We start from the raw sequence: 20,201 nt of genomic DNA, 5'->3' as shown, positions 1-20,201 counted from the left end.
CCCGGTCGGCGCGGTCTTGGCCAGCCACGCGGCACGCGGTACGGTCGGTCCGATATCGATGACGTCAAGACGGAAGCCGGCGAAAATCCGGCACGGTCGCGCCACTGTGAGCGCGACGCCCGGCCACACCGGGCGCCGCGTGAGTCAGACCCGTAGACGGCATCCTGTGCACCACCGAGATGGGACGCGAACTCCCGAGGAGGTCCTGCCATGGCGCAGACCGTCGCTCAGCCGACAGCCAACACCCCCGCCATCCCCGCCAAGCTGCCGCTGAAGGCGATCGCTCCCTGGGCGGTCTTCTTCGGCATCCTCATGCTGGTCCTGCTCTACTTCGTCGGCGCCGAACAGGGCGCCACCTCCGTCGTCTCCGGCGAGGACGTCCACGAGTGGGTGCACGACGCCCGCCACCTGCTCGGCTTCCCCTGCCACTGACGCGAGGGAGAGCGCTCATCATGAACTCCGCAACGGTAAGAAACCTGCTCGTCCGCGGCATGCTCGCCGGCCTCGCGGCCGGTGTACTCGCCCTGGTCGTCGCCTACTTGCTCGGTGAACCGACCGTCGACAGCGCCATCGGCTTCGAGGAGGCCCACTCGCACGCCCACGGGCACGAGGTCGAACTCGTCTCCCGCAGCCTCCAGTCCACCGCCGGCCTCGCCACCGGCGTCCTCGTCTACGGCGTCTCGTTCGGCGGCATCGCCGCGCTCGCCTACTGCTTCGCGCTCGGCCGCGTGGGCCGCTTCTCTCCGCGCGCGACCGCGCTCCTGCTGTCCGGGACCGCGCTGCTCGCCGTGTACGTCGTGCCGTTCCTGAAGTACCCGGCCAACCCGCCGTCGGTCGGCGACCCCGACACCATCGGCAAGCGGACCGCCCTGTACTTCCTGATGATGGTCCTCAGCGTGCTCCTCGCGGTGAGTGCCACCCTCCTCGGCAAGCGCCTGGCCCCGAGCCTCGGCACCTGGTACGCCACCGTCGTCGCGGTCGCCGCCTTCGCCGTCGTGATCGGCCTGGCCTACGAGTTCCTGCCCGTCATCAACGAGGTGCCGAAGGACTTCCCGGCCACCCTGCTGTGGCGGTTCAGGCTCTCCGCCCTCGCCATCCAGACCGTCCTGTGGGCCGGATTCGGCCTGGTCTTCGGCGAGTTGGCCGAACGCATGCTCAACCCCAAGCCCGCGACGGTCGCCTCCGGGCGAACGGTTCCGACCGCGAGCTGAGTCCTTCCCGTACGCGAGAGCCCCTCGGTCCTTCCGAGGGGCTCTCGCGCGTCATGCCCGCCGAGAGGGGCCCGGGTCCGGCCTCACCGGCTGCCGGCCTCCTGGCGGACCGCCTCCGCCTCCGGACCGGGCTCGGCACCCCGGCGCTCCTGGACCTGCGCGTAGGCCATGAGGCCGAACAGGACGACGAGGAGCACGGCCGACGAGCCGGCGGTGCCGAGGTCGAGTCCGCCCTTGGCGAGCGGCTTGGTGAGGAAGTCACCGGCGGTGGCGCCGAGCGGGCGGGTGAGCACGAAGGCGATCCAGAACAGCAGGACGTTCGACACCGACGGAACCTTCATCAGCGCGACGAGCACCGCGAGCAGCCCCGTGACGAGCAGCGCCCCGCCCAGATAGCCGAGGCCGGAGCTGTCGGAGAGGAAGTCGCCCATCGACGTGCCGAGCGTGTTGGAGACGAGGATCGCCGACCAGAACAGCGCCTCGCCGCGGAAGGTGACGATGTCCCGGATCTGGAAGGTCATCCCGCTCAGCTTCCAGACGAGGAAGATCGCCAGGAGCAGCGAGATCAGGATGGCGGCGCCCTCGGGATACCCCAGACCGAGGCCCTGGGGGCCCCAGCCGAGCGAAGTGGCTCCGCCCGAGAGGTACTTGGCGCTGGCGTCGCGGTTCATGAAGTCGGACATCGTGGTGCCGGCCATGCTGGTCGACAGGATCACGGTCCAGTAGAAGAACGGGTTGTACCGGCGGGACCTGAGCTGGACGACCAGCGTCACGACGAAGAGCAGGAACAGGATGATCGTGGTCACGAAGTAACCGAGCTTGAGGGTCTGGGCGAAGAGGTCGCCCGCCGTCTCACCCAGGGTCGTCGCGGCGATCTTCATGATCCAGAAGGCCAGGGTGACCTCGGGGAGCTTCTTCATCACGGACTTCGTCATCAAAAGGGTTCTCCTGCGGCATGTGGGGGATTTGATCTCTGTCGAACCTTGACAAGGTCAACCTGAACGCGTCCTGAACGGGCGCGGCATACGTATTGACGTACTGCGCCCGTGCTGATCCCACTCTGGTTCTCGGCACCGTCTGCACCTCGCCCGATAGCGACGCCCGTCCGGCTCGGGGACCCGGGGCGGGAACGCCGCAGGGTCCACGAGCAGGAGCACCGGAAGGTCTCCGGTGCTCCTGTGTACGGCGGCCGGGCGGCCGGTGTTCATGCCGTGCGGCGGGGCCCGACGTGCAGGGCCGCTCGGGGCCCGACGCGCACGGTCGCTCGGGGCTGGACGAGCAAGGCCACTTGGGGCTGTTCGAGCAGGGCCGCTCGGGACTCGGCAAGCAGGGCTGCTCGTGGCTCGACGAGCAGGGCCGCTTCGTCGGCCGTTCGGGCGATCACCCGGCGCCGCGGCGGCCGGGCCCGGGCACGGGTGCGGGTGCCCGGCCCACGGCCACGGGTCCGAGCGGTGGCCGGGCTCCGACCTGCCCCGCCACCGCCGTTCAGATCAGCGGCTCTCGCCGCCGAAGACCTTCAGAATCCGCTCCGCCGCGAGCGTCGCCGTCAACCCGCCCTCGCGGACCTGCCGTTCGAGGTCGGGGGCGACGGCGCGTACGGCCTGATCGGCGTGCAGACGGCCCAGGAGCTCGTCCCGGACCATGGTCCAGGTCCAGTCCACCTGCTGGTCACGCCGCTTCCCGGCGAGCGCGCCGGTCGAGTCGAGCAGCGTCCGGTGCTGCTCAAGCCGGTCCCAGACGGTGTCGAGACCCGCCGCCTCCCGGGCGCTGCAACTGAGCACCGGGGGAGTCCAGACGGCGTCCTTGCCGTGCATCAGCCGCAGCGCGCCCGCCAGTTCACGGGCGGCGGACTGCGCGTCCCGCTCGTGCGGGCCGTCCGCCTTGTTGACGGCGATCACGTCCGCCAGCTCCAGGACACCCTTCTTGATGCCCTGCAACTGGTCCCCGGTCCGCGCCAGCGTCAACAGCAGGAAGGAGTCGACCATGTTCGCGACGGCGGTCTCGGACTGACCGACGCCGACCGTCTCCACCAGCACCACGTCGTAGCCGGCCGCCTCCATCACCACGATCGACTCGCGGGTCGCCTTCGCCACGCCGCCGAGCGTCCCGGCGGTGGGAGAGGGGCGGATGAACGCCGCCGGGTCCACGGCCAGGCGCTCCATCCGGGTCTTGTCACCCAGGATCGAGCCGCCCGTACGGCTGGAGGACGGGTCGACGGCGAGCACCGCGACCCGGTGCCCGAGCGAGGTCAGCATCGTGCCGAACGCGTCGATGAACGTCGACTTGCCGACGCCCGGCACCCCGCTGACACCGATCCGCCGCGCCTTCCCGCTGTACGGGAGCAGCTCGGTCAGCAACTCCTGTGCCAGCGCGCGGTGCTGGGGCCGGGTGGACTCGACGAGCGTGATGGCGCGGGCGACCAGCGACCGCTTCCCGTCGAGCACACCCTTGACATAGGTGTCGAGTTCGATCACAGGTCGTGCCCGAGGTCGGCAGAGAGCCGCTGGACGAGGTCGTACGCCGCGTCCGGGATCACCGTCCCGGGCGGGAAGACCGCGGCCGCGCCCATCTCCAGCAGCGTCGGCACGTCCTGCGGCGGGATCACCCCGCCGACCACGATCATGATGTCCTCACGCCCCTCCGCCGCCAGCTCCTCGCGCAGCGCCGGTACGAGGGTGAGGTGTCCGGCGGCCAGCGACGAGACGCCCACGATGTGCACGTCCGCCTCGACCGCCTGCCGGGCCACCTCGCCCGGCGTCTGGAACAGCGGGCCGACGTCGACGTCGAAACCGAGGTCGGCGAAGGCGGTCGCGATCACCTTCTGGCCGCGGTCGTGACCGTCCTGGCCCATCTTGGCGACCAGGATGCGCGGGCGCCGGCCCTCGGCCTCCTCGAACGCGTCCACCAGCGTGCGGGTACGGTCCACGGACGGGGACTCCCCTGCCTCGTTGCGGTACACCCCGGAGATCGTACGGATCTGGCCCGCGTGCCGCCCGTAGACCTTCTCCAGCGCGTCGGAGATCTCGCCGACGGTGGCCTTCGCGCGGGCCGCGCGCACCGCCAGCTCCAGCAGGTTGCCCTCACCGGCCGCCGCCCGCGTCAGGTCCTCCAGCGCCTCCTGGACCGCCCGGCCGTCGCGCTCGGCCCGCAGCCGGCGCAGCTTCTCGATCTGCTGCGTGCGCACGGAGGAGTTGTCGACCTTGAGGACGTCGATCTGCTCGTCGGTCTCCACGCGGTACTTGTTGACGCCGATGACCGGCTGGCGTCCGGAGTCGATGCGGGCCTGGGTGCGGGCCGCCGCCTCCTCGATGCGGAGCTTGGGGATGCCGGCGTCGATGGCCTGGGCCATACCGCCCGCCGCCTCGACCTCCTCGATGTGCTGCCAGGCACGCCGGGCGAGGTCGTAGGTCAGCTTCTCGATGTACGCGCTGCCGCCCCACGGGTCGATGACCCGGGTGGTGCCGGACTCCTGCTGGATCAGCAGCTGGGTGTTGCGGGCGATCCTCGCGGAGAAGTCGGTGGGCAGGGCCAGCGCCTCGTCGAGGGCGTTGGTGTGCAGCGACTGGGTGTGCCCCTGGGTCGCGGCCATGGCCTCCACACACGTACGCGTGACGTTGTTGAACACGTCCTGCGCGGTCAGCGACCAGCCCGACGTCTGCGAATGGGTGCGCAGGGAGAGGGACTTGGAGTTCTTCGGGTCGAACTGCCGGACCATCTTCGCCCACAGCAGGCGCGCCGCCCGCATCTTGGCGATCTCCATGAAGAAGTTCATGCCGATCGCCCAGAAGAACGAGAGCCGCGGCGCGAACGCGTCCACGTCCAGGCCCGCCTCGCGGCCCGCCCGGATGTACTCCACACCGTCCGCGAGGGTGTACGCCAGCTCCAGGTCGGCCGTCGCGCCCGCCTCCTGGATGTGGTACCCGGAGATGGAGATGGAGTTGTAGCGCGGCATCCGCTGCGAGGTGTACGCGAAGATGTCGGAGATGATCCGCATCGACGGCTTCGGCGGATAGATGTAGGTGTTGCGGACCATGAACTCCTTCAGAATGTCGTTCTGAATGGTTCCGGCCAGCTTCTCGGGCGGTACGCCCTGCTCCTCCGCCGCCACGATGTACAGCGCGAGGACGGGCAGCACCGCGCCGTTCATCGTCATCGACACGGTCATCTTGTCCAGCGGGATGCCGTCGAACAGCTGCCGCATGTCGTAGATGGAGTCGATGGCCACGCCCGCCATGCCGACGTCGCCCGTCACCCGGGGGTGGTCGCTGTCGTAACCGCGGTGCGTGGGCAGGTCGAAGGCGATCGACAGACCCTTCTGGCCCGCGGCGAGGTTGCGGCGGTAGAAGGCGTTGGACTCCTCGGCCGTGGAGAAACCCGCGTACTGGCGGATCGTCCAGGGCTGGTTGACGTACATCGTCGGGTACGGGCCGCGCAGATACGGCGCCACGCCCGGGTACGTCTCCAGGAAGTCCAGGCCCTCCACGTCCCGGCCGGTGTACAGCGGCTTGACCGCGATGCCCTCCGGGGTCTCCCAGAACGTGTCACCGGCGCCCGTGGCCTTGCCCGCGGCGGCCTTCCACGCGTCGGCGCCGCCGTCGGCGGTGGGCGTCCCCAGGTCGATCCCGGAGAAGTCGGGGATTCCCATCAGGAGGACACTCCCATGCGGTCGAGGGTGGCGGAGAGGACGGCGACGGCGTCGCAGCCCGCGAAGACGTAGGAGTCGACCCCGGCGTGGTCCGCGGGGCGGCCGGCCAGGAAGACGTGCCGGGCACCGGCCGCGGCGAGGGCCTCGGCCGTGCTCGCGGCCCGCTCCTCGTACAGCGCGTCGCTGGAGCACAGGACGGCCTCGGTGGCGCCGCTGTCCTCGAACGTGCCGTCGGTGACCGGCTCGATGCCGCCGGCCTGGAACAGGTTCGCGACGAAGGTGCTGCGCGCGGTGTGCGCGGCGGCGGGGCCGATCGTGGCCAGGTAGATCCGGGGCCGGGCCCCGGTGGCGGCGAGGTGCGCGTCGGAGCGGGCCCGCAGCTCCTCGTACGCCTCGTCGCGGCGCACCCGCGGCAGACCGCCGGAGGGCGCCTCGGGAGCCGGCTCGCGCTCCACCGGGCGCTCCGCCAGATGCGGGAACTCGCTGACCCCGGTGATGGGTTCGCGCCGCTTGGCGAGCTTCACCGAACGGGCCGCCCAGGTCTCCGCCAGGTCGCCCGCCAGCCGGCCCGAGCGCAGCACCGCGGCCTGGCCGCCGTCCCGCTCGATCCCCTGGAAGAACTCCCAGCCCGCGTGGGCGAGTTCGTCGGTCAGCTTCTCCACGTACCAGGAGCCGCCCGCCGGGTCGATCACCCGGGACAGGTGCGACTCCTCGATGAGGATCGTCGAGGTGTTGCGGGCGATGCGCCGCGCGAACGCGTCCGGCAGACCGAGCGCGTGGTCGAAGGGCAGGACGGTGACGGAGTCGGCGCCGCCCACGCCGGCCGCGAGCGTCGCGATGGTCGCGCGCAGCATGTTCACCCACGGGTCGCGGCGCGACATCATCACCGGCGAGGTCACGGCGTGCTGCGTCTGCGCACCCGCGGCGGGCGCCCCGCACACCTCGGCCACCCGCGCCCAAAGACGTCGCGCCGCCCGCAGCTTGGCGATCGTCAGGAACTGGTCGGCGGTCGCCGCGTACCGGAACTCCAGCTGCGCGCAGGCCTGTTCGACGGACAGTCCGGCTTCGGTCAGCTCGCGCAGATAGGCGACGCCGGTCGCCAGCGAGGCGCCCAGTTCCTGCGCCGCCGAGCCGCCGGCCTCGTGGTACGGGAGCGCGTCGACGGTCAGGGCCCGCAGTCCCGGGTATTCCCGGGCGCAGCGCAGCGCGAGCGGGACGATCGTGGCGAGCTCCGTCGCCACGCCCGTGCGGGCCTCGTGGCCGAGCGGGTCCGCGCCCAGGTTCCCGCGCGCGGCACCGGACGCGACACCGCGTGCCGCGTACAGCCGCAGCAGCTCCTCGGCCGCCGCCTCGACGTCGGCTCCCGCGTCGAGGACGACGGGCGCCAGATCGAGGTACACCCCGTCCAGGACCGTTTCGAGCGAGGCCACCGGGATGCCGCCCTCGCCGACCGTGAGCCACAGCGAGGTGACGCCGTTCTCCAGGTCGCCGAGGACCAGGGCGTTGTCCGCCGCGGTGTGCCGCTGCCGTACGTCCCAGCCGCCCGCCGTGTTGCCCTCGGGCCTGCCGCCCCGGACGAAGGGGGCGAAGCCGGGGAAACCGGCGTCGGCGGCCGTGTCGCGCGCGGTGTAGAGGGGCCTGGTGGTGAGCCCGTCCTCGAGCCGGGTGGACAGCGCGTCTTCGGCTGCCGGGCCCGAGGCCTCCTTGCCCGATTTGCGCAGCACGCCTTCTACCAGGAGCTGCCACTGGTCATGGGTCGCGGAAGGGAACTCGGCGGCCAGCGCGAGCCCGTCGTTGGGCAGGACTGTCATGCTCGGATGCTAGGTCAGAGCACTAGGGCGACAGCAGAGGCGGCGCCTGTGACCTTGACCTCTCGGTGGCGGTGATCCAGATCTCTCTGCCAGGCTGAGCCGATGCGGATACCCCGACAGGCGGCCAGGGTCGCGGTGCTGGACCCGGCGGGAGCCGTCTTCATGTTCCGGTACGACAACGAGGAGGTCGGCGTCCACTGGGCGTTGCCCGGCGGCGGACTGGACCCGGGGGAGACCCCGCACCAGGGGGCCGTGCGCGAGGTGCGGGAGGAGACCGGCTGGACGGACATCGAACTCGGCGGCACGCCCCTGTGGTTCTGGGAGCACGACTTCACCCGCGTCGGCGTTCCGGTGCGGCAGTACGAGCACATCTTCCTCGCCTACGGGCCGCGCAGGCTGCCGGGTGGCGAACTCGGCGCGTTCCAGGCGGCGGAGGGCATCCTCGGGGGCCGGTGGTGGTCGCCGGACGACCTGTCGGCCGCCGTGGAGGCGCTGTGGCCGCCGAGGCTTCCGGAACTCCTCGAGTCCGTACGGCGGGACGGTCCTCCCACGACCCCCGTCGACCTGGGTTTCACCCCCGGCGGAGGACCCGCTCAGTCGTGAGCGGCTTCCGGGCCCCGGCCGGGGTCAGTACACGTCGCGGACGTACCGTTTCTCGGCCGTGAGCTGTTTGACGTAGGCGGCGGCGCCCTCCGCGCTGTGGCCGCCGTGGGTGACGGCGATGTCCCGCAGGGCCTGGTCGACGTCCTTGGCCATGCGGGACGCGTCGCCGCACACGTAGAAGTGCGCCCCGTCCCGGAGCCAGGACCACAGCTGGGGGCCGTGCTCGCGCATCCGGTCCTGGACGTAGACCTTGGTCCGCTGGTCGCGGGAGAACGCCGTGTCCAGGCGGCTGAGGGTGCCGTCGGCGAGGCGGGCGGCCAGCTCGTCCTCGTAGTAGAAGTCGGTGGCCCGGTGCTGTTCGCCGAAGAACAGCCAGTTGGGTCCGGAGTGGCCGAGGGCGCGACGCTCGTGCAGGAAGCCGATGAAGGGCGCGATCCCGGTGCCGGGGCCGACCATCACCATGGGGGTGGCCGGGTCGGCGGGCGGGCGGAACCTGGGGGAGGGCTGGACGAAGACCGGTACCGGGGTGCCGGGGGCCGCGTCCGCGAGGAACGGCGAGCAGACTCCCTGGCGCGGACGCCCGCGGGGGTTCTCGTAGCGCACGACGGAGACCGTCAGCGAGACGAGACCGGGGTCGGTCAGCGGGCTGGAGGAGATGGAGTACAGCCGTGGCTGTAGCGGCTTGAGCACGTCCGCCCACTCCTGGGCGCCGGCCCGGACCGGGTGTTCGGCGACGAGGTCGACCGCCTGGCGTCCCCAGGACCAGCGGGCCAGTTCGTCCTTGTTGTCGGGGCGCAGCAGCTTCTTCAGCGCCCGGTCGTGGGTGCGTTCGGCGACGAAGCGCAGCAGGCCCGGAGTGATCCGGGTGATGTCCAGATGCCGGTGCAGGGCGTCGTGGAACGCGATCTCCCCGCCTCCCTCCAGACGTACCGCGCCGTCCGGGGCGAGTCCGGTGGTGGCCAGCCATTCCGCCACGAGTCCGGGGGCGTTGACGGGACGTACGCCGAGCGCGTCGCCGGCCCGGTAGACGAGCGGGGTCTCGCTGTCCCGGGTGTCGAAGGTGAACCGCCGTACCTCCTTGCCCGCGCCGGGCAGACTGAGCAGCTCGTTCCCGGTCAGGCGCGCGGTGACGGGGGCGGGTCGCCTCGGCGGGGAGGCGGGCGGTGCCACAGGTGCCACGGACGGCGGGCCCTGGGTGGAGGGTGTCCCCGCCGCCGCTGTCTCGGTGGCGCCGGTCAGGGAGGCGAGGACCTGGTCGAGCCAGGCCGTGGCCGAGGGCCCGTAGTCGGGTTCGCAGTCCGTGCGCGGCGCGAGCCGTACGGCGCCCAGTTCACCGAGGCGCCGGTCGAGCCGGCGGCCGTGCCCGCAGAAGTCGTCGTACGAGGAGTCGCCGAACGCGAGGACCGCGTAGCGCAGGCCGTCGAGCCGGGGCGTGTCGGGCGCGGCCAGCGCGTCCCAGAAACCGGAGCCGTTGTCGGGGGCGTCGCCGTCGCCGAAGGTGCTGGTGATGAGCAGGACGTCGGCGCCCGCCGGGAGTTCACCCGGGTGGGTGTCGTGCATGCCGACCAGTGTGGCCTTGTGCCCGGTGGTGGTGAGCCGGTCGGCGGCGGCCGTGGCGAACTCCTCGGCGTTGCCGGTCTGTGAGGCCCACAGGACGACGACCTCCCTGACGGGGCCCGCCGGCGCCGGGGCCTCGGGCGCGGTTCCCGGTGCGGCCCGGGAGTACAGGCCGGCGAGGACGCCGTTCACCCACAGGGCGTGCTCGGGACTGAAGGGCGCGCCCGGCGGCAGCACCGGCACGCCGGGAGCGCCCGGTTCGATGCCGGAGAGGAACCCGATCAGATAGCGGCGTTCGTGCTCGGCCAGGACCGGTGGCGGGGCGGGTTCCAGGCCGAAGGCGCCTGCGGGGCCCGCGGGCAGGGCGGCCACCGCGACGGCCGCCTGCGCGTCGGTCCCGGTTCCCGGCGTGGCCGATGCCGGTACCGAGACCGCGGCCGTGGCCGTGTGCGGCGCCGTCACGGTCACCGGGGTCGCCACCTTGGTCAGGGACACCGCGCACACCTTGAACTCCGGCTGGAAGGACAGCGGGTCCACGGCGTCGCTGGTGACCGCGTTGACGCTCAGGTACTCGCCGAACAGGTCGTTCCAGTGGAAGGGCGCGAAGCAGCAGCCCGGCCGCACCCGGTCGGTCACCACCGCGGGCAGCACCGCCCGGCCGCGCCGCGAGGCGACCTCCACCGAGTCGCCGTCGGCGACCCCGAGCGCGGCGGCGTCGTCCGGGTGCACCTCCACGAAGGGGCCCGGGTTGAGTCTGTTGAGCTTGGCGACCCGGCCGGTCTTGGTGAGGGTGTGCCACTGGTGCTGCACCCGGCCGGTGTTCAGGACGTACGGGTAGTCGTCGTCCGGCATCTCGGCGGGAGGCAGGTGCGGGCGGGCGAAGAACCTGGCCCGCCCGCTCGCGGTGGGGAACACGGGACCCCCGCCGTGCTCGTCCAGATAGCGGATCGGGTTGCGGTCGGGACCGTCCTCGCGCGCCGAGGGCCACTGCACAGGGGTGGAGCGCAGCCGGTCGTAGCTGACGCCCCGCAGGTCGTAGCCGGTCTTCGGGTTGTGGGCGCGCCTGATCTCCGCGAAGACCTCCTCCGCGCTGTCGTACGAGAAGCCCCGCTCGTAGCCCATCGCTCGGGCGACGGCGGCGATGATCCGCCAGTCCGCCATCGCCTCCCCGGGCGGCTCGACCGCGGGCCTGGCGAGTGTCACATCGCGCTCGCTGTTGACGAGGACGCCCTCCGTCTCGGTCCACAGCGCGCCGGGCAGGACGACGTCCGCGTACGCGTTGGTCTCCGTCTCGGCGAACACGTCCTGCGCGACGACGAACTCGGCCCGCTCCAGGCCCTCGATCACGGTCCTGCGGTTGGCCACGGAGGCGACCGGGTTGGTGCAGATGATCCAGCAGGCCTTGATGTCCCCTTCGGCCATCCTCCGGAACATCTCGACCGTGCCCCGGCCGACCCCGTCCTCGCGCAGCGTGCCGGGGGCCAGGTCCCACAGGTCCTCGACGAAGGCGCGGTCCTCCTCGACGAGGACGGACCGCTGGCCGGGCAGTCCCGGACCCATGTACCCCATCTCCCGGCCGCCCATGGCGTTGGGCTGGCCGGTCAGCGAGAAGGGGCCGCTGCCCGGCCGGCAGAGCGCGCCGGTCGCCAGATGCAGATTGACCAGCGCGTTGGTGTTCCAGGTGCCGTGCGTCGACTGGTTGAGGCCCATGGTCCAGCAGCTCATCCACTCCCCGGCCTCGCCGATGAGCCGGGCCGCCTCGCGCAGGTCGTCCTCCGGGACTCCCGTGATGTCCGCGACCGCGGCGGGCGGATAGCCGGCCAGGAACTCCGGCATCGCCTCCCACCCCTCGGTGTGCGCGGCGATGAACGCGGGGTCGGTGTGCCCGTTCTCGTACAGCAGGTGGAGCAGACCGTTGAGGAGCGCGAGGTCCGTTCCGGGCCGCACCGGCAGGAACAGGTGCGCCTTGTCGGCGGTCGCGGTGCGCCGCGGGTCGACGACGATCAGCTTGGCGCCGCCCGACTTGACCCGCTCCATCATGCGCAGGAACAGGATCGGATGGCAGTCGGCCATGTTGGAGCCGATCACCAGGAAGACGTCGGCGTGCTCGAAGTCCTGGTACGAGCCGGGCGGGCCGTCCGCGCCCAGCGACAGCTTGTAGCCGGTGCCCGCGCTGGCCATGCACAGCCGGGAGTTGGACTCGATCTGGTTGGTCCCGACGAACCCCTTGGCCAGCTTGTTCGCCAGATACTGCGCCTCCAGGCTCATCTGCCCGGACACGTACAACGCGAAGGCGTCCGGGCCGTGTTCGTCGATCACCGCCCGCAGCCGCCGGGCCGTCTCCGCGATCGCGGCGTCCACCGGGGCGGGCACGGCCTCCGCTCCCCGTTCCTCCCGCACGAGGGCCGAGGCCAGCCGTCCGGGCGCGGCGAGCATGTCGGCCGTCGTCGCGCCCTTGGTGCACAGCCGGCCGAAGTTGGCGGGGTGCGCCTTGTCGCCGGAGGCCTTCAGCACCGTACGCCGTCCGTCGGGCCCCATGCCGATGTCGAGGACCATCCCGCAGCCGACACCGCAGTACGAGCAGACCGTCCGCACCTGCTGGGTGGTCGTGGTCACGAGCGGTCCTCCGTGTGATCGGCACCTTTCCCCACCGACGCTACGAAGCCCCCATTACACCCCTGTCACGCCGCTCGCCCACCAGGGGTTACGCACTCCACACACCGCCACGACGGGCCCTGTGAGGTGCGGACCGCGTGTTGTCGCGCACGGCGGCGGCGGGCGCCCGGTCCCGCTTCCGGACGTCCGCCGCCGTCCTCAGTAGGCGAGGCCCGTGGTGGTGTACGCGCATTCCGTGTAGATGTAGCCGGGGGTCAGTCTGGCCGTGTCCGAGGCCGGGGTCTTGCTCGTGCTGGTGCGGGACTTGTGCACGAAGTAGGTGGTGCCGACCGGCAGGTGGATGGTCCGCTGCGGGTAGTGCCTGCCGCTGTCGCTGCACGGCTTGAAGCCGAGGCCCAGCGTGGTGCCGAGCGAGTACGACGTGCAGCTCGCGCAGCCCTTGAGGGTGAAGCTCCCGGTCACCGGACCCGTGTACAGGACCGTGATGTCGTCGGGGCTGTCGTTCTTGACCGTGACGGCGATGCTGCCGCCCGACGCGGTGGTCGGCAGGTGCTTTCCGGCCGCGGGCACCGTCTGCGCGACCTCCGCGGCGATGGCCGTCTTCTGGGCGCGCGTCCGGTTCCCGTCGTGCGGGTTTTCCCGGACGAAGTCGTTCATGGTGGTGACGGCGTCGGCGAAGTCCCCGTCCTTGTACTGGTGCACACCGCAGGCGTACCCGCCCGAACGCGCGCTGCGCGAGGCCCGGTCGGCGTCCTTGCCGAGGGCGTCCGCCACGCCGGCCTGCTCGCCCGGCAGTCCGCGGACCTGGGTGTCGAGGCCGTCGAGCCGCTGCACCGCGGCGCACGGGTCGTCGCCGCCCACGGACGCCACCGCCTTGTCGACCGCGCTCTTCACGGCGGGTTCGACCTTCCCGGCCTGAGCGGACCTGGGGAAGGTCGACAGGAGCTCGCCGAACTGCGTGGTCCAGCCCTCGCTCCCCGCGCTCAGCGAGGCCGCCGCGCACGAGTAGAGCGAGGTGGCCAGCCGGTCGTCCGGCCAGCCGACGAGGTCGCCCAGGTCCTTGGTGCCGATCGTGCGCGGCACCGTACGCAGGTACTTCAAGGGCGCCACGGCGGAGCAGTAGTCCTCGCGCGCGTAGGGGGCCGCGACGGTCTCGTAGTAGGCCCTGAGCCGGTCGGGCACGCGCCGGGCCGCGCGGGAGTCCGGGTGGTCGTCGCTGAGCGCGCCGTAGGCGGACAGGGCACGGCGATAGCCGGCCTCGGCCGACGCGAAGTCCTGCTTCCCCGACTTCGCGACGAGTGCGTCGGCCCGGTCCAGCCGGTCGAGGAGCATCCGCTCCGTCGCCTCGTCGCGCGCCCCGTCGTACAGCACGACCCCCGCGGCGGGCACGGCCAGCAGCACCACACCGAGCACGGCCGCGATCAGGGCGCTCGGCAGCAGCGCCAGCCGGGTCCGCAGACCGACGGAAGCGCCGTGCGCGGCGGCCAGCGCCAGCAGGACCAGGTAGAGCACGAGCGCGGCACCGGGGACCCCGTCGGGATCCGCGGGCAGCGCCACCAGGAGCAGGACCGCGGTCGCGGCCCAGCACACGCCCATCAGCCACCACCGGCGCACCACCGCGTAACCGAGCCCGAGCCCGCTCAGGTTCAGCAGCGCCACGGCGAGCGCCCGCCACGGGCTGGCCGGAGCGGGTGGCGGCGCGGTCGGCATCGGTGGAACGACGAAGCCGTCACGAGCACCTTGATGATCCCAGGACATGACGGTCCCCCCGTCGATCACGCCTGAAGTTGCCTCACTTGTCAGCGTACGGACAGTCAGTGGCCCGCGACAGAGCGGGCGTCGACCGTCTGCGACCCGCGGGACACACCGTCCACGCCCGTCCCTCGCGCACCGTGCGTTCGTGTCGCGCGGCCTGGTCGCCGCTGAGGTCGGGGGACACGCGGGCGCGTTTCCGTAGTCCCTTCCGGTGCCGTCCTGACGGGTGGTTCGTGACGGCGTGCGGTGCCCCGGCCGTGCTCCGATCCTCCTCGGCGACCGGGTCCGTGAGGCGGTTCCCGGGCCTCGGTGGGGCGTGTGTGTCTCCAGTGCCGCTCCACCTGACGGCCCTCGCTCTCTGGTGAGAGGCGCTCTCGCCGTGTAACGTCGCTGGCAGATGTCGTGGTTCGCAGTACCTGCCCGCGCCGTGGTGCGGGCGTTTTGCTGTGCAGTGCCCGAGGACCAGGACGACTACCTCCGGGTTCGCGCGGTGCGGACCCGTCATCGAGTGAGAGGCACTGGCATGGCCAGCGGAACTGTCAAGTGGTTCAACGCCGAAAAGGGCTTCGGTTTCATCGCGCAGGACGGCGGCGGCCCCGACGTCTTCGCGCACTACTCCAACATCAACGCCACTGGCTTCCGTGAGCTCCAGGAGGGCCAGGCCGTGACGTTCGACATCACCCAGGGCCAGAAGGGCCCGCAGGCGGAGAACATCACCCCCGCCTGACCTTCGCGTCACGCCGTACGGCGGACGACGCCCGCCCCGCGGCCTCCAGGAGAGGCCGCCGTAAAGCGTCCTGACACACCGGCAGTGTGCGACACGCCCACGAGCGGCCCGCACCGCCCTTCCGGCGCCCTCTGCGCCGATGCTGTGACGGCCGGAGAGCCGTCCCCCTTCACTCCGTGTCCGGCGTCCCTCGCACGAGGCCTCGCCCCGGCGCACGGGATTCCGGGCCCGCGAATCTCACCGGCACGCGGCCGACGCCCCTTGTCGCGACGCCGTTCGCCGTGAGCCGTGAGCCGTGAGCCGTGAGCCGTGAGCCGTGAGCCGTGAGCCGTGAGCCGTGGTGCCGCACTCCGCGCCGATTCCGGGGCCCCGCGGACCGGAACGGTGTTACTCACTTTCGGGTGACGGCCGGTCGGGGCGTCCAGAAGCGGAGGGCCGTCCCTCATCTCCAGGAGGCCGCAGGTGCAAGGGAGTTGAGGGTGACGACATGTCACGCATCGGCTTTCAGCGGTTAAAGGGCTGATACAAGCATCTGTAACCGACATGTTCGTAATTCGTAACAGGGGTCTGGTGTCGCCCGTCCTGGGCGGGGATGTGCAGCAAGTTATGAGTCCTCGGCCACCGGGCCGGGACCAGCACAGGGTCGCACCGTGCGGGTTCTCCGTGAGGAGTCCCGCAAAGGTGTGCCGGCTCTCGAACCTTGAGGAGCTTTCATGTCCGTTTCCACGTCTGTCACTGCCCGCCGTATGGTGGCCGCCGCTCTGGCGGCCGGCGCTCTGGTCGGTTCCGCCTCCGTATCGGCCTCGGCCGCGGAGCCCCGCTTCGAGCGCAGCCACGTCGCGATCAGCCGGGTCCAGGCCGACGCTCCGGGCTTTGACGACCGCTCCGCTCGGTCCCTGAACGCGGAGTGGGTGGAACTCACCAACTCGGGCCGCCGTGGCGTGAACCTGGACGGCTGGACGCTGTCCGACCGCGAAGGCAACCGCTACACCTTCAACCACTACCGTCTGGCTCCGCGTTCCACCGTCCGCGTCCACACCGGCTTCGGCCGCGACACCAACCGTGACCTGTACCAGGACCGCCGCAACGAGGTGTGGAACAACCACGCAGACGTCGCCACCCTGCGCACCGAGCGCGGACGCTTCGTCGACAGCGTCTCGTGGGGAAGCCGTCACGACCGCGACCACGGCCGTGACGACAACCGCGGCCGCGACGACCACCGGGGTCACGGCGACGACCACCGTGGCCACGGCGACAACCACGGTCACTGAACGGCCCCTGACGGCACGCCCGTCCGGAGCCGGGTGATGGCAGCTGACCGGCCGAGGGCCGGACACCGCCAGACCCCGTGATCACTCGGCTCGCCGGACGGCCTCGCTGAGGAGGACCCGCACCGCACGGTGCGGGTCCTCCGCGTTTCCGGTCCCGGCCCCGGGTGCGCCGTCACCGCCGGGCCGAACGGAACGCAGAACCCTTCCGCTCTCTTCGCGGAGGGAGCGGGACCGTCAGGCGGGCCCCGTCCAGGAGCCGCCGAGCAGCAGCAGCACGTCCACGGCGGCCACGACGACCGCCGTCGCGAACGCCAGCCGCTCCCGGCGGCGCCCCAGCACCGTCCCCGTCACCGCGACCGCGAGGACCAGGGCCAGCGCCACCACCTCGCGTCGGCCCGGCGGACCCGCGGGCCCCAGCGCCAGCAGCGCCGACGCGGCCACCAGCGGCACCGGGAGCAGCAGCCGCGCCCGCTCGGGCCCCAGCCGCTGGGGCCACCCCCGTACACCCGTCGCCAGATCCTCGCGGATGTCCGGGAGCACATCCCCGAGATGCGCCCCGACACCCAGGAGCGCCCCGGCGCAGAGCACCCACCAGGCCGGCCACGGACGGCCCGGCAGCCCCAGCGTCACGAAGGCGGGCAGCGCTCCGAACCCCAGCGCGTACGGCGCCCAGGACCAACGGGTCGCCTTCAGCCGCAGGTTGTACGCCCATCCCGCGGCGACCGCGGCCAGGTGGACGGTGCCGGCCCCCACGCCGCTGAACAGCGACAGCGGCACGCACAGGAGCAGCGCGCCGTACGCGGCCGCCCACGCCTGCCCCGCTCCGACCGCGCCGTCCGCGACCGGCTTGCCACGGCGGCCCGCCGCGCTGTCCCGCCGCGCGTCGAACGCGTCGTTGCACCAGCCGACGGACAACTGCCCCGTCAGCACGGCCGCCCCGGCCAGGACACAGCCCTGCGGCCCACGGCCGGTGATCACGGCCAGCGCCGCCGCCAGCGACGTGACGGCCAGCACCGGCCCGGGATGGCACGCCCGGCCCAGAGCGCCCACCAGGCCGTACCCGCGTCCCGCGGTGCCACCGGCCGTCGTGTGCTCGGGAGTACCCACCCGGCGATGGTAGGAGCCCGGGCCCGCGCGGTCCTCCCGCGCCACGGGAGGAACGGCCGGACGGGGGATCCCTGGTGGCGATGCGAGCCGCCGGGGAAGGCCTGTCTGCAGCCCACCCCAGTCGGTTCGGACGGGAGCCCTATGACGCGGATCGCCGCCGTTCACGGAACCCTCGCGCCGCACCGCTACGACCAGTCCGCGATCACGGACATGGTGGCCCGCCGATGCCTGCCGGACGGTGCCGACCGACGCGCCCTCGACCGGCTGCACCGCGCCGCGCGGGTCCGCGCCCGCCATATGACGCTGCCGCTCGACGCGTACGGGACACTCGACGGATTCGGCGCCGCCAACGACGTCTTCATCCAGGCCGCGACCGACCTGGGCGCCAGGACCGTACGCGAGGCACTGCGGCTGGCCGGTCTGACCGCGGCCGACGTGGACCTCCTCGTCTTCACCTCCGTCACCGGCATCGCGGCCCCCTCCGTCGACGCCCGGCTGGTGGGCCGCCTCGGACTGCGGCCCGACGTGAGACGGGTGCCGATGTTCGGCCTCGGCTGTGCCGGAGGCGCCGCGGGCCTGGCCCGGCTGCACGACTATCTGCTGGGCAGGCCCGACGAGGTGGCGGTCCTGCTGTCGGTGGAACTGTGCTCCCTCACCTTCCAGCGCGACGACCCCTCCCTGGCCAACCTGGTCGCCACCGGCCTGTTCGGCGACGGCGCCGGAGCGGTGGTGGCCCGCGGATCCCGTCGTACGGGCACGGTCGCCGGCCCCACGATCGTGGACACGCGCAGCCGGCTGTACCCCGACACCGGCCGCATCCTGGGCTGGGAGATCAAGGACTCGGGGTTCCGGGTCGTCCTGGGCCCGGAGATCCCCGACGTGGTGCGCCGTCATCTCGCCGACGACGTACGGGACTTCCTCGACGGCCACGGTCTGAAGCCGAAGGACGTCAGCGCCTGGGTCTGCCATCCCGGCGGCCCGCAGATCCTGGAAGCCGTCGGCGAGGCACTCGACCTGCCCGACGGGGCGCTCGATCTGAGCAGGCGTCATCTGGCCGACGTGGGCAACCTCTCCTCGTCGTCCGTGCTGCACATCCTGCGCGACACCTTGGACACCCGGCCCCCGCCCGCAGGCACCCCGGGTCTGCTCCTGGCGATGGGCCCGGGCTTCGCCTGCGAACTGGTGCTGCTGCGCTGGTAGGCCGCCCGCGCACGACATGGAACGGTGGAACGCGAGGACATGGACTGGTACGGACTTCTGGTGGCCGCCGTCGCCGCCGAGCGCGTGGGCGAACTCGCCGTCGCCCGCCGCAACGAGCGCCGCAGCCGCGCGTGCGGCGCGATCGAGGCGGGCCGGGGCCACTACCCGGCGATGGTCGCCCTGCACACCGCCCTGCTACTGGGCTGCGCGGCCGAGGTCCGGCTCGGGGACCGGCCCTTCCTGCCGGCCCTGGGCTGGACCATGCTGGCCGTGCTCCTGGGTGCTCAGGCGCTGCGCTGGTGGTGCATCACCACCCTCGGGTTCCGCTGGAACACCCGCGTGATCGTCGTCCCCGGTCTGCCGCTCGTGGCCCGGGGCCCCTACCGCTTCCTGCGGCACCCGAACTACGTGGCCGTCGTCGCGGAGGGACTGGCCCTCCCGCTGGTGCACACCGCCTGGATCACGGCGCTCCTGTTCACCCTGGCCGACGCCGTGCTGCTCACCGTGCGCGTCCGCTGCGAGAACCGGGCGCTCGCCGGAGCGACGCCCCCGTACGAGTCCGTCCCCGCATGATCGACGTCCTGGTGGCCGGCGGCGGCCCGGCCGGTCTGGCCGCGGCGATCCACAGCGCGCTGGCGGGCCTGGAGGCGGTGGTCGTCGAACCGCGGACCGCGCCGGTGGACAAGGCCTGCGGGGAGGGCGTCATGCCCAGCGGAGTGGCCGGGCTGCGGGCGCTGGGCGTCGAGCCCGCGGGCCGGGAACTGCGCGGCATCCGGTACGTGGCCGGAACCGTCCGCGCCGAGGCCGGCTTCAGCGGCCCGAGCGGCCTCGGGATCCGCCGTACCGAACTGCACCGCGCGCTGTACGAGCGCGCACTCGGGCTCGGTGTACGGATCGTGCCGGGCCGGGTGGGGGAGGTGAGCCAGAGCGCGGACACCGTCACCGCGGCGGGGCTTACCGCACGCTGGCTGATCGCCGCCGACGGACTGCACTCCGCCGTCCGCCGCGGCCTGGGGCTCGACCTGCCGGCCGGACCGCACCGCCGCTACGGCCTGCGCCGCCACTACCGTGTCGAGCCCTGGACCGACTTCGTCGAGGTCCACTGGTCCGGCCCGGGCGAGGCCTATGTGACACCGGTCGCCGGCGATCTGGTCGGGGTCGCGGTCCTGAGCCGGGTGCGTCGCGGCTACGACGCGCACCTGGCCGGGTTCCCGGACCTCGGGGCGCTGCTGCGCGGGGCCGGGGCCACGGAGGTGCGCGGGGCCGGGCCGCTGCTCCAGCGGGCGCGCCGCAGGGTCGCCGGGCGCGTCCTGCTCGTCGGGGACGCCGCCGGCTACGTCGACGCGCTCACCGGGGAGGGGATCGCGCTGGGCCTCGCGACGGCCGGTGCCGCCGTACGCTGCCTGGTCGCGGGCCGCACACCGGAGTACGAGCGGGCCTGGGCCGTGCTGACCAGGCGGCACCGGCTGCTGACCGGAGCGCTGCTGGCCGCGGCCCGCCGCCCCGCGACCGCCCGTCTCGTCGTCCCGGCCGCGTCCCGGCTGCCCCCGGTGTTCACGGCCGCGGTCCGCGCGTTGCAGTAGGGCCGGTGGGCCGTCCGTGCGTCCGTCGCCTTCGGGCGAAGGGAGCGAGCGACCGTCGGATTCGGGGTACCCGGTACCTCGGACATGGCTGGAGAACCCATGGAGGAGGGCCCAC

At 72.5% G+C, this 20,201-nt stretch carries 15 protein-coding genes and 1 riboswitch; of the genes, 8 read left to right on the top strand and 7 right to left on the bottom strand.

Features of this window, described 5'->3' with window-relative positions:
* Positions 1-23: 23 nt before the first annotated feature.
* A riboswitch (cobalamin riboswitch) is annotated at positions 24-171 on the top strand.
* Between the two features lie 39 nt (positions 172-210).
* Both ACFWI4_RS22200 and ACFWI4_RS22195 read left to right on the top strand, forming a co-directional pair.
* Positions 211-432: a CbtB-domain containing protein gene (locus ACFWI4_RS22200; RefSeq protein WP_387198831.1), complete on the top strand. Its 222-nt coding sequence runs from the start codon at positions 211-213 to the stop codon at positions 430-432.
* 20 nt (positions 433-452) lie between these two features.
* Complete coding sequence (locus ACFWI4_RS22195; RefSeq protein ID WP_387198828.1) at positions 453-1,211, top strand: CbtA family protein; 759 nt, start codon at positions 453-455, stop codon at positions 1,209-1,211.
* An 83-nt stretch (positions 1,212-1,294) separates the two neighbouring features.
* On the opposite strand, the gene ACFWI4_RS22190 is transcribed toward ACFWI4_RS22195, so the two are convergent.
* The 4 genes from ACFWI4_RS22190 to ACFWI4_RS22175 all read right to left on the bottom strand — a co-directional run bounded on the left by ACFWI4_RS22190 (position 1,295) and on the right by ACFWI4_RS22175 (position 7,667).
* The gene (locus ACFWI4_RS22190; protein WP_387198825.1) at positions 1,295-2,146 is read right to left on the bottom strand and encodes a hypothetical protein; all 852 of its coding nucleotides are present in this window, start codon (positions 2,144-2,146) and stop codon (positions 1,295-1,297) included.
* A 555-nt stretch (positions 2,147-2,701) separates the two neighbouring features.
* Positions 2,702-3,685: a methylmalonyl Co-A mutase-associated GTPase MeaB gene (meaB, locus tag ACFWI4_RS22185; RefSeq protein WP_387198822.1), complete on the bottom strand. Its 984-nt coding sequence runs from the start codon at positions 3,683-3,685 to the stop codon at positions 2,702-2,704.
* Positions 3,682-5,856, bottom strand: coding sequence for a methylmalonyl-CoA mutase (gene scpA / locus ACFWI4_RS22180; RefSeq protein ID WP_387198819.1), 2,175 nt, complete (start codon positions 5,854-5,856; stop codon positions 3,682-3,684). The genes meaB and scpA overlap by 4 nt, the downstream gene beginning before the upstream one ends.
* Complete coding sequence (locus tag ACFWI4_RS22175; protein ID WP_387198816.1) at positions 5,856-7,667, bottom strand: methylmalonyl-CoA mutase family protein; 1,812 nt, start codon at positions 7,665-7,667, stop codon at positions 5,856-5,858. Before ACFWI4_RS22175 ends, scpA begins: the two co-directional genes overlap by 1 nt.
* A 102-nt stretch (positions 7,668-7,769) precedes the next feature.
* On the opposite strand from ACFWI4_RS22175, the gene ACFWI4_RS22170 reads away from it, so the two are divergent.
* Positions 7,770-8,270: an NUDIX hydrolase gene (locus ACFWI4_RS22170; protein ID WP_387198813.1), complete on the top strand. Its 501-nt coding sequence runs from the start codon at positions 7,770-7,772 to the stop codon at positions 8,268-8,270.
* Positions 8,271-8,294: 24 nt separating this feature from the next.
* Here ACFWI4_RS22170 and ACFWI4_RS22165 read toward each other — a convergent pair whose 3' ends face one another.
* Positions 8,295-12,383 (bottom strand): molybdopterin-dependent oxidoreductase, encoded by a 4,089-nt coding sequence (locus ACFWI4_RS22165; RefSeq protein ID WP_387198971.1) that lies wholly within the window; start codon positions 12,381-12,383, stop codon positions 8,295-8,297.
* 258 nt (positions 12,384-12,641) lie between these two features.
* The gene (locus tag ACFWI4_RS22160) at positions 12,642-14,153 is read right to left on the bottom strand and encodes a hypothetical protein (protein WP_387198809.1); all 1,512 of its coding nucleotides are present in this window, start codon (positions 14,151-14,153) and stop codon (positions 12,642-12,644) included.
* 568 nt (positions 14,154-14,721) lie between these two features.
* Here ACFWI4_RS22160 and ACFWI4_RS22155 point away from each other — a divergent pair.
* Both ACFWI4_RS22155 and ACFWI4_RS22150 read left to right on the top strand, forming a co-directional pair.
* Complete coding sequence (locus ACFWI4_RS22155) at positions 14,722-14,925, top strand: cold-shock protein (RefSeq protein ID WP_037622929.1); 204 nt, start codon at positions 14,722-14,724, stop codon at positions 14,923-14,925.
* A 713-nt stretch (positions 14,926-15,638) separates the two neighbouring features.
* On the top strand, positions 15,639-16,196 hold the full coding sequence (locus ACFWI4_RS22150) for a lamin tail domain-containing protein (RefSeq protein WP_387198806.1): 558 nt from the start codon (positions 15,639-15,641) through the stop codon (positions 16,194-16,196).
* Between the two features lie 234 nt (positions 16,197-16,430).
* Here the strand turns inward: ACFWI4_RS22150 and ACFWI4_RS22145 are convergent, their stop codons facing one another.
* Positions 16,431-17,303 carry a UbiA family prenyltransferase gene (locus ACFWI4_RS22145; RefSeq protein ID WP_387198803.1) on the bottom strand — a complete coding sequence of 291 codons (873 nt, stop codon included), beginning with the start codon at positions 17,301-17,303 and terminating at the stop codon, positions 16,431-16,433.
* Between the two features lie 141 nt (positions 17,304-17,444).
* Between ACFWI4_RS22145 and ACFWI4_RS22140 the strand changes: the two genes are divergently transcribed.
* From ACFWI4_RS22140 to ACFWI4_RS22130, 3 genes are read left to right on the top strand one after another with little or no spacing between them, the layout of a single operon-like run.
* A complete protein-coding gene (locus tag ACFWI4_RS22140) occupies positions 17,445-18,503 on the top strand; it encodes a type III polyketide synthase (RefSeq protein ID WP_387198800.1) in 1,059 nt (352 codons plus the stop codon).
* Positions 18,504-18,542: 39 nt separating this feature from the next.
* Entirely contained in the window at positions 18,543-19,076 is a 534-nt protein-coding gene (locus tag ACFWI4_RS22135; protein ID WP_387198968.1) for an isoprenylcysteine carboxyl methyltransferase family protein, read from the top strand.
* Positions 19,073-20,086 (top strand): NAD(P)/FAD-dependent oxidoreductase, encoded by a 1,014-nt coding sequence (locus ACFWI4_RS22130; protein WP_387198797.1) that lies wholly within the window; start codon positions 19,073-19,075, stop codon positions 20,084-20,086. The genes ACFWI4_RS22135 and ACFWI4_RS22130 overlap by 4 nt, the downstream gene beginning before the upstream one ends.
* The last annotated feature ends 115 nt before the right edge of the window (positions 20,087-20,201 follow it).

The organism is Streptomyces sp. NPDC127038, assembly GCF_042725875.1.
Classification (GTDB): domain Bacteria; phylum Actinomycetota; class Actinomycetes; order Streptomycetales; family Streptomycetaceae; genus Streptomyces.
The sequence above is the reverse complement of the archived record's forward strand: the minus strand, read 5'-3'. Positions and strand labels throughout refer to the sequence as shown.

What these genes read in the sequence shown, in the direction of transcription:
- ACFWI4_RS22200 (WP_387198831.1), top strand. Translation starts at nt 211, where the DNA reads ATGGCGCAGACCGTCGCTCAGCCGACAGCCAACACCCCCGCCATCCCC.
- ACFWI4_RS22165 (WP_387198971.1), bottom strand. Translation starts at nt 12,383, where the DNA reads ATGGTCCTCGACATCGGCATGGGGCCCGACGGACGGCGTACGGTGCTG.
- ACFWI4_RS22195 (WP_387198828.1), top strand. Translation starts at nt 453, where the DNA reads ATGAACTCCGCAACGGTAAGAAACCTGCTCGTCCGCGGCATGCTCGCC.
- ACFWI4_RS22155 (WP_037622929.1), top strand. Translation starts at nt 14,722, where the DNA reads ATGGCCAGCGGAACTGTCAAGTGGTTCAACGCCGAAAAGGGCTTCGGT.
- scpA (WP_387198819.1), bottom strand. Translation starts at nt 5,856, where the DNA reads ATGGGAATCCCCGACTTCTCCGGGATCGACCTGGGGACGCCCACCGCC.
- ACFWI4_RS22175 (WP_387198816.1), bottom strand. Translation starts at nt 7,667, where the DNA reads ATGACAGTCCTGCCCAACGACGGGCTCGCGCTGGCCGCCGAGTTCCCT.
- ACFWI4_RS22160 (WP_387198809.1), bottom strand. Translation starts at nt 14,153, where the DNA reads ATGCCGACCGCGCCGCCACCCGCTCCGGCCAGCCCGTGGCGGGCGCTC.
- ACFWI4_RS22140 (WP_387198800.1), top strand. Translation starts at nt 17,445, where the DNA reads ATGACGCGGATCGCCGCCGTTCACGGAACCCTCGCGCCGCACCGCTAC.
- ACFWI4_RS22170 (WP_387198813.1), top strand. Translation starts at nt 7,770, where the DNA reads ATGCGGATACCCCGACAGGCGGCCAGGGTCGCGGTGCTGGACCCGGCG.
- ACFWI4_RS22135 (WP_387198968.1), top strand. Translation starts at nt 18,543, where the DNA reads ATGGACTGGTACGGACTTCTGGTGGCCGCCGTCGCCGCCGAGCGCGTG.
- ACFWI4_RS22130 (WP_387198797.1), top strand. Translation starts at nt 19,073, where the DNA reads ATGATCGACGTCCTGGTGGCCGGCGGCGGCCCGGCCGGTCTGGCCGCG.
- ACFWI4_RS22150 (WP_387198806.1), top strand. Translation starts at nt 15,639, where the DNA reads ATGTCCGTTTCCACGTCTGTCACTGCCCGCCGTATGGTGGCCGCCGCT.
- ACFWI4_RS22190 (WP_387198825.1), bottom strand. Translation starts at nt 2,146, where the DNA reads ATGACGAAGTCCGTGATGAAGAAGCTCCCCGAGGTCACCCTGGCCTTC.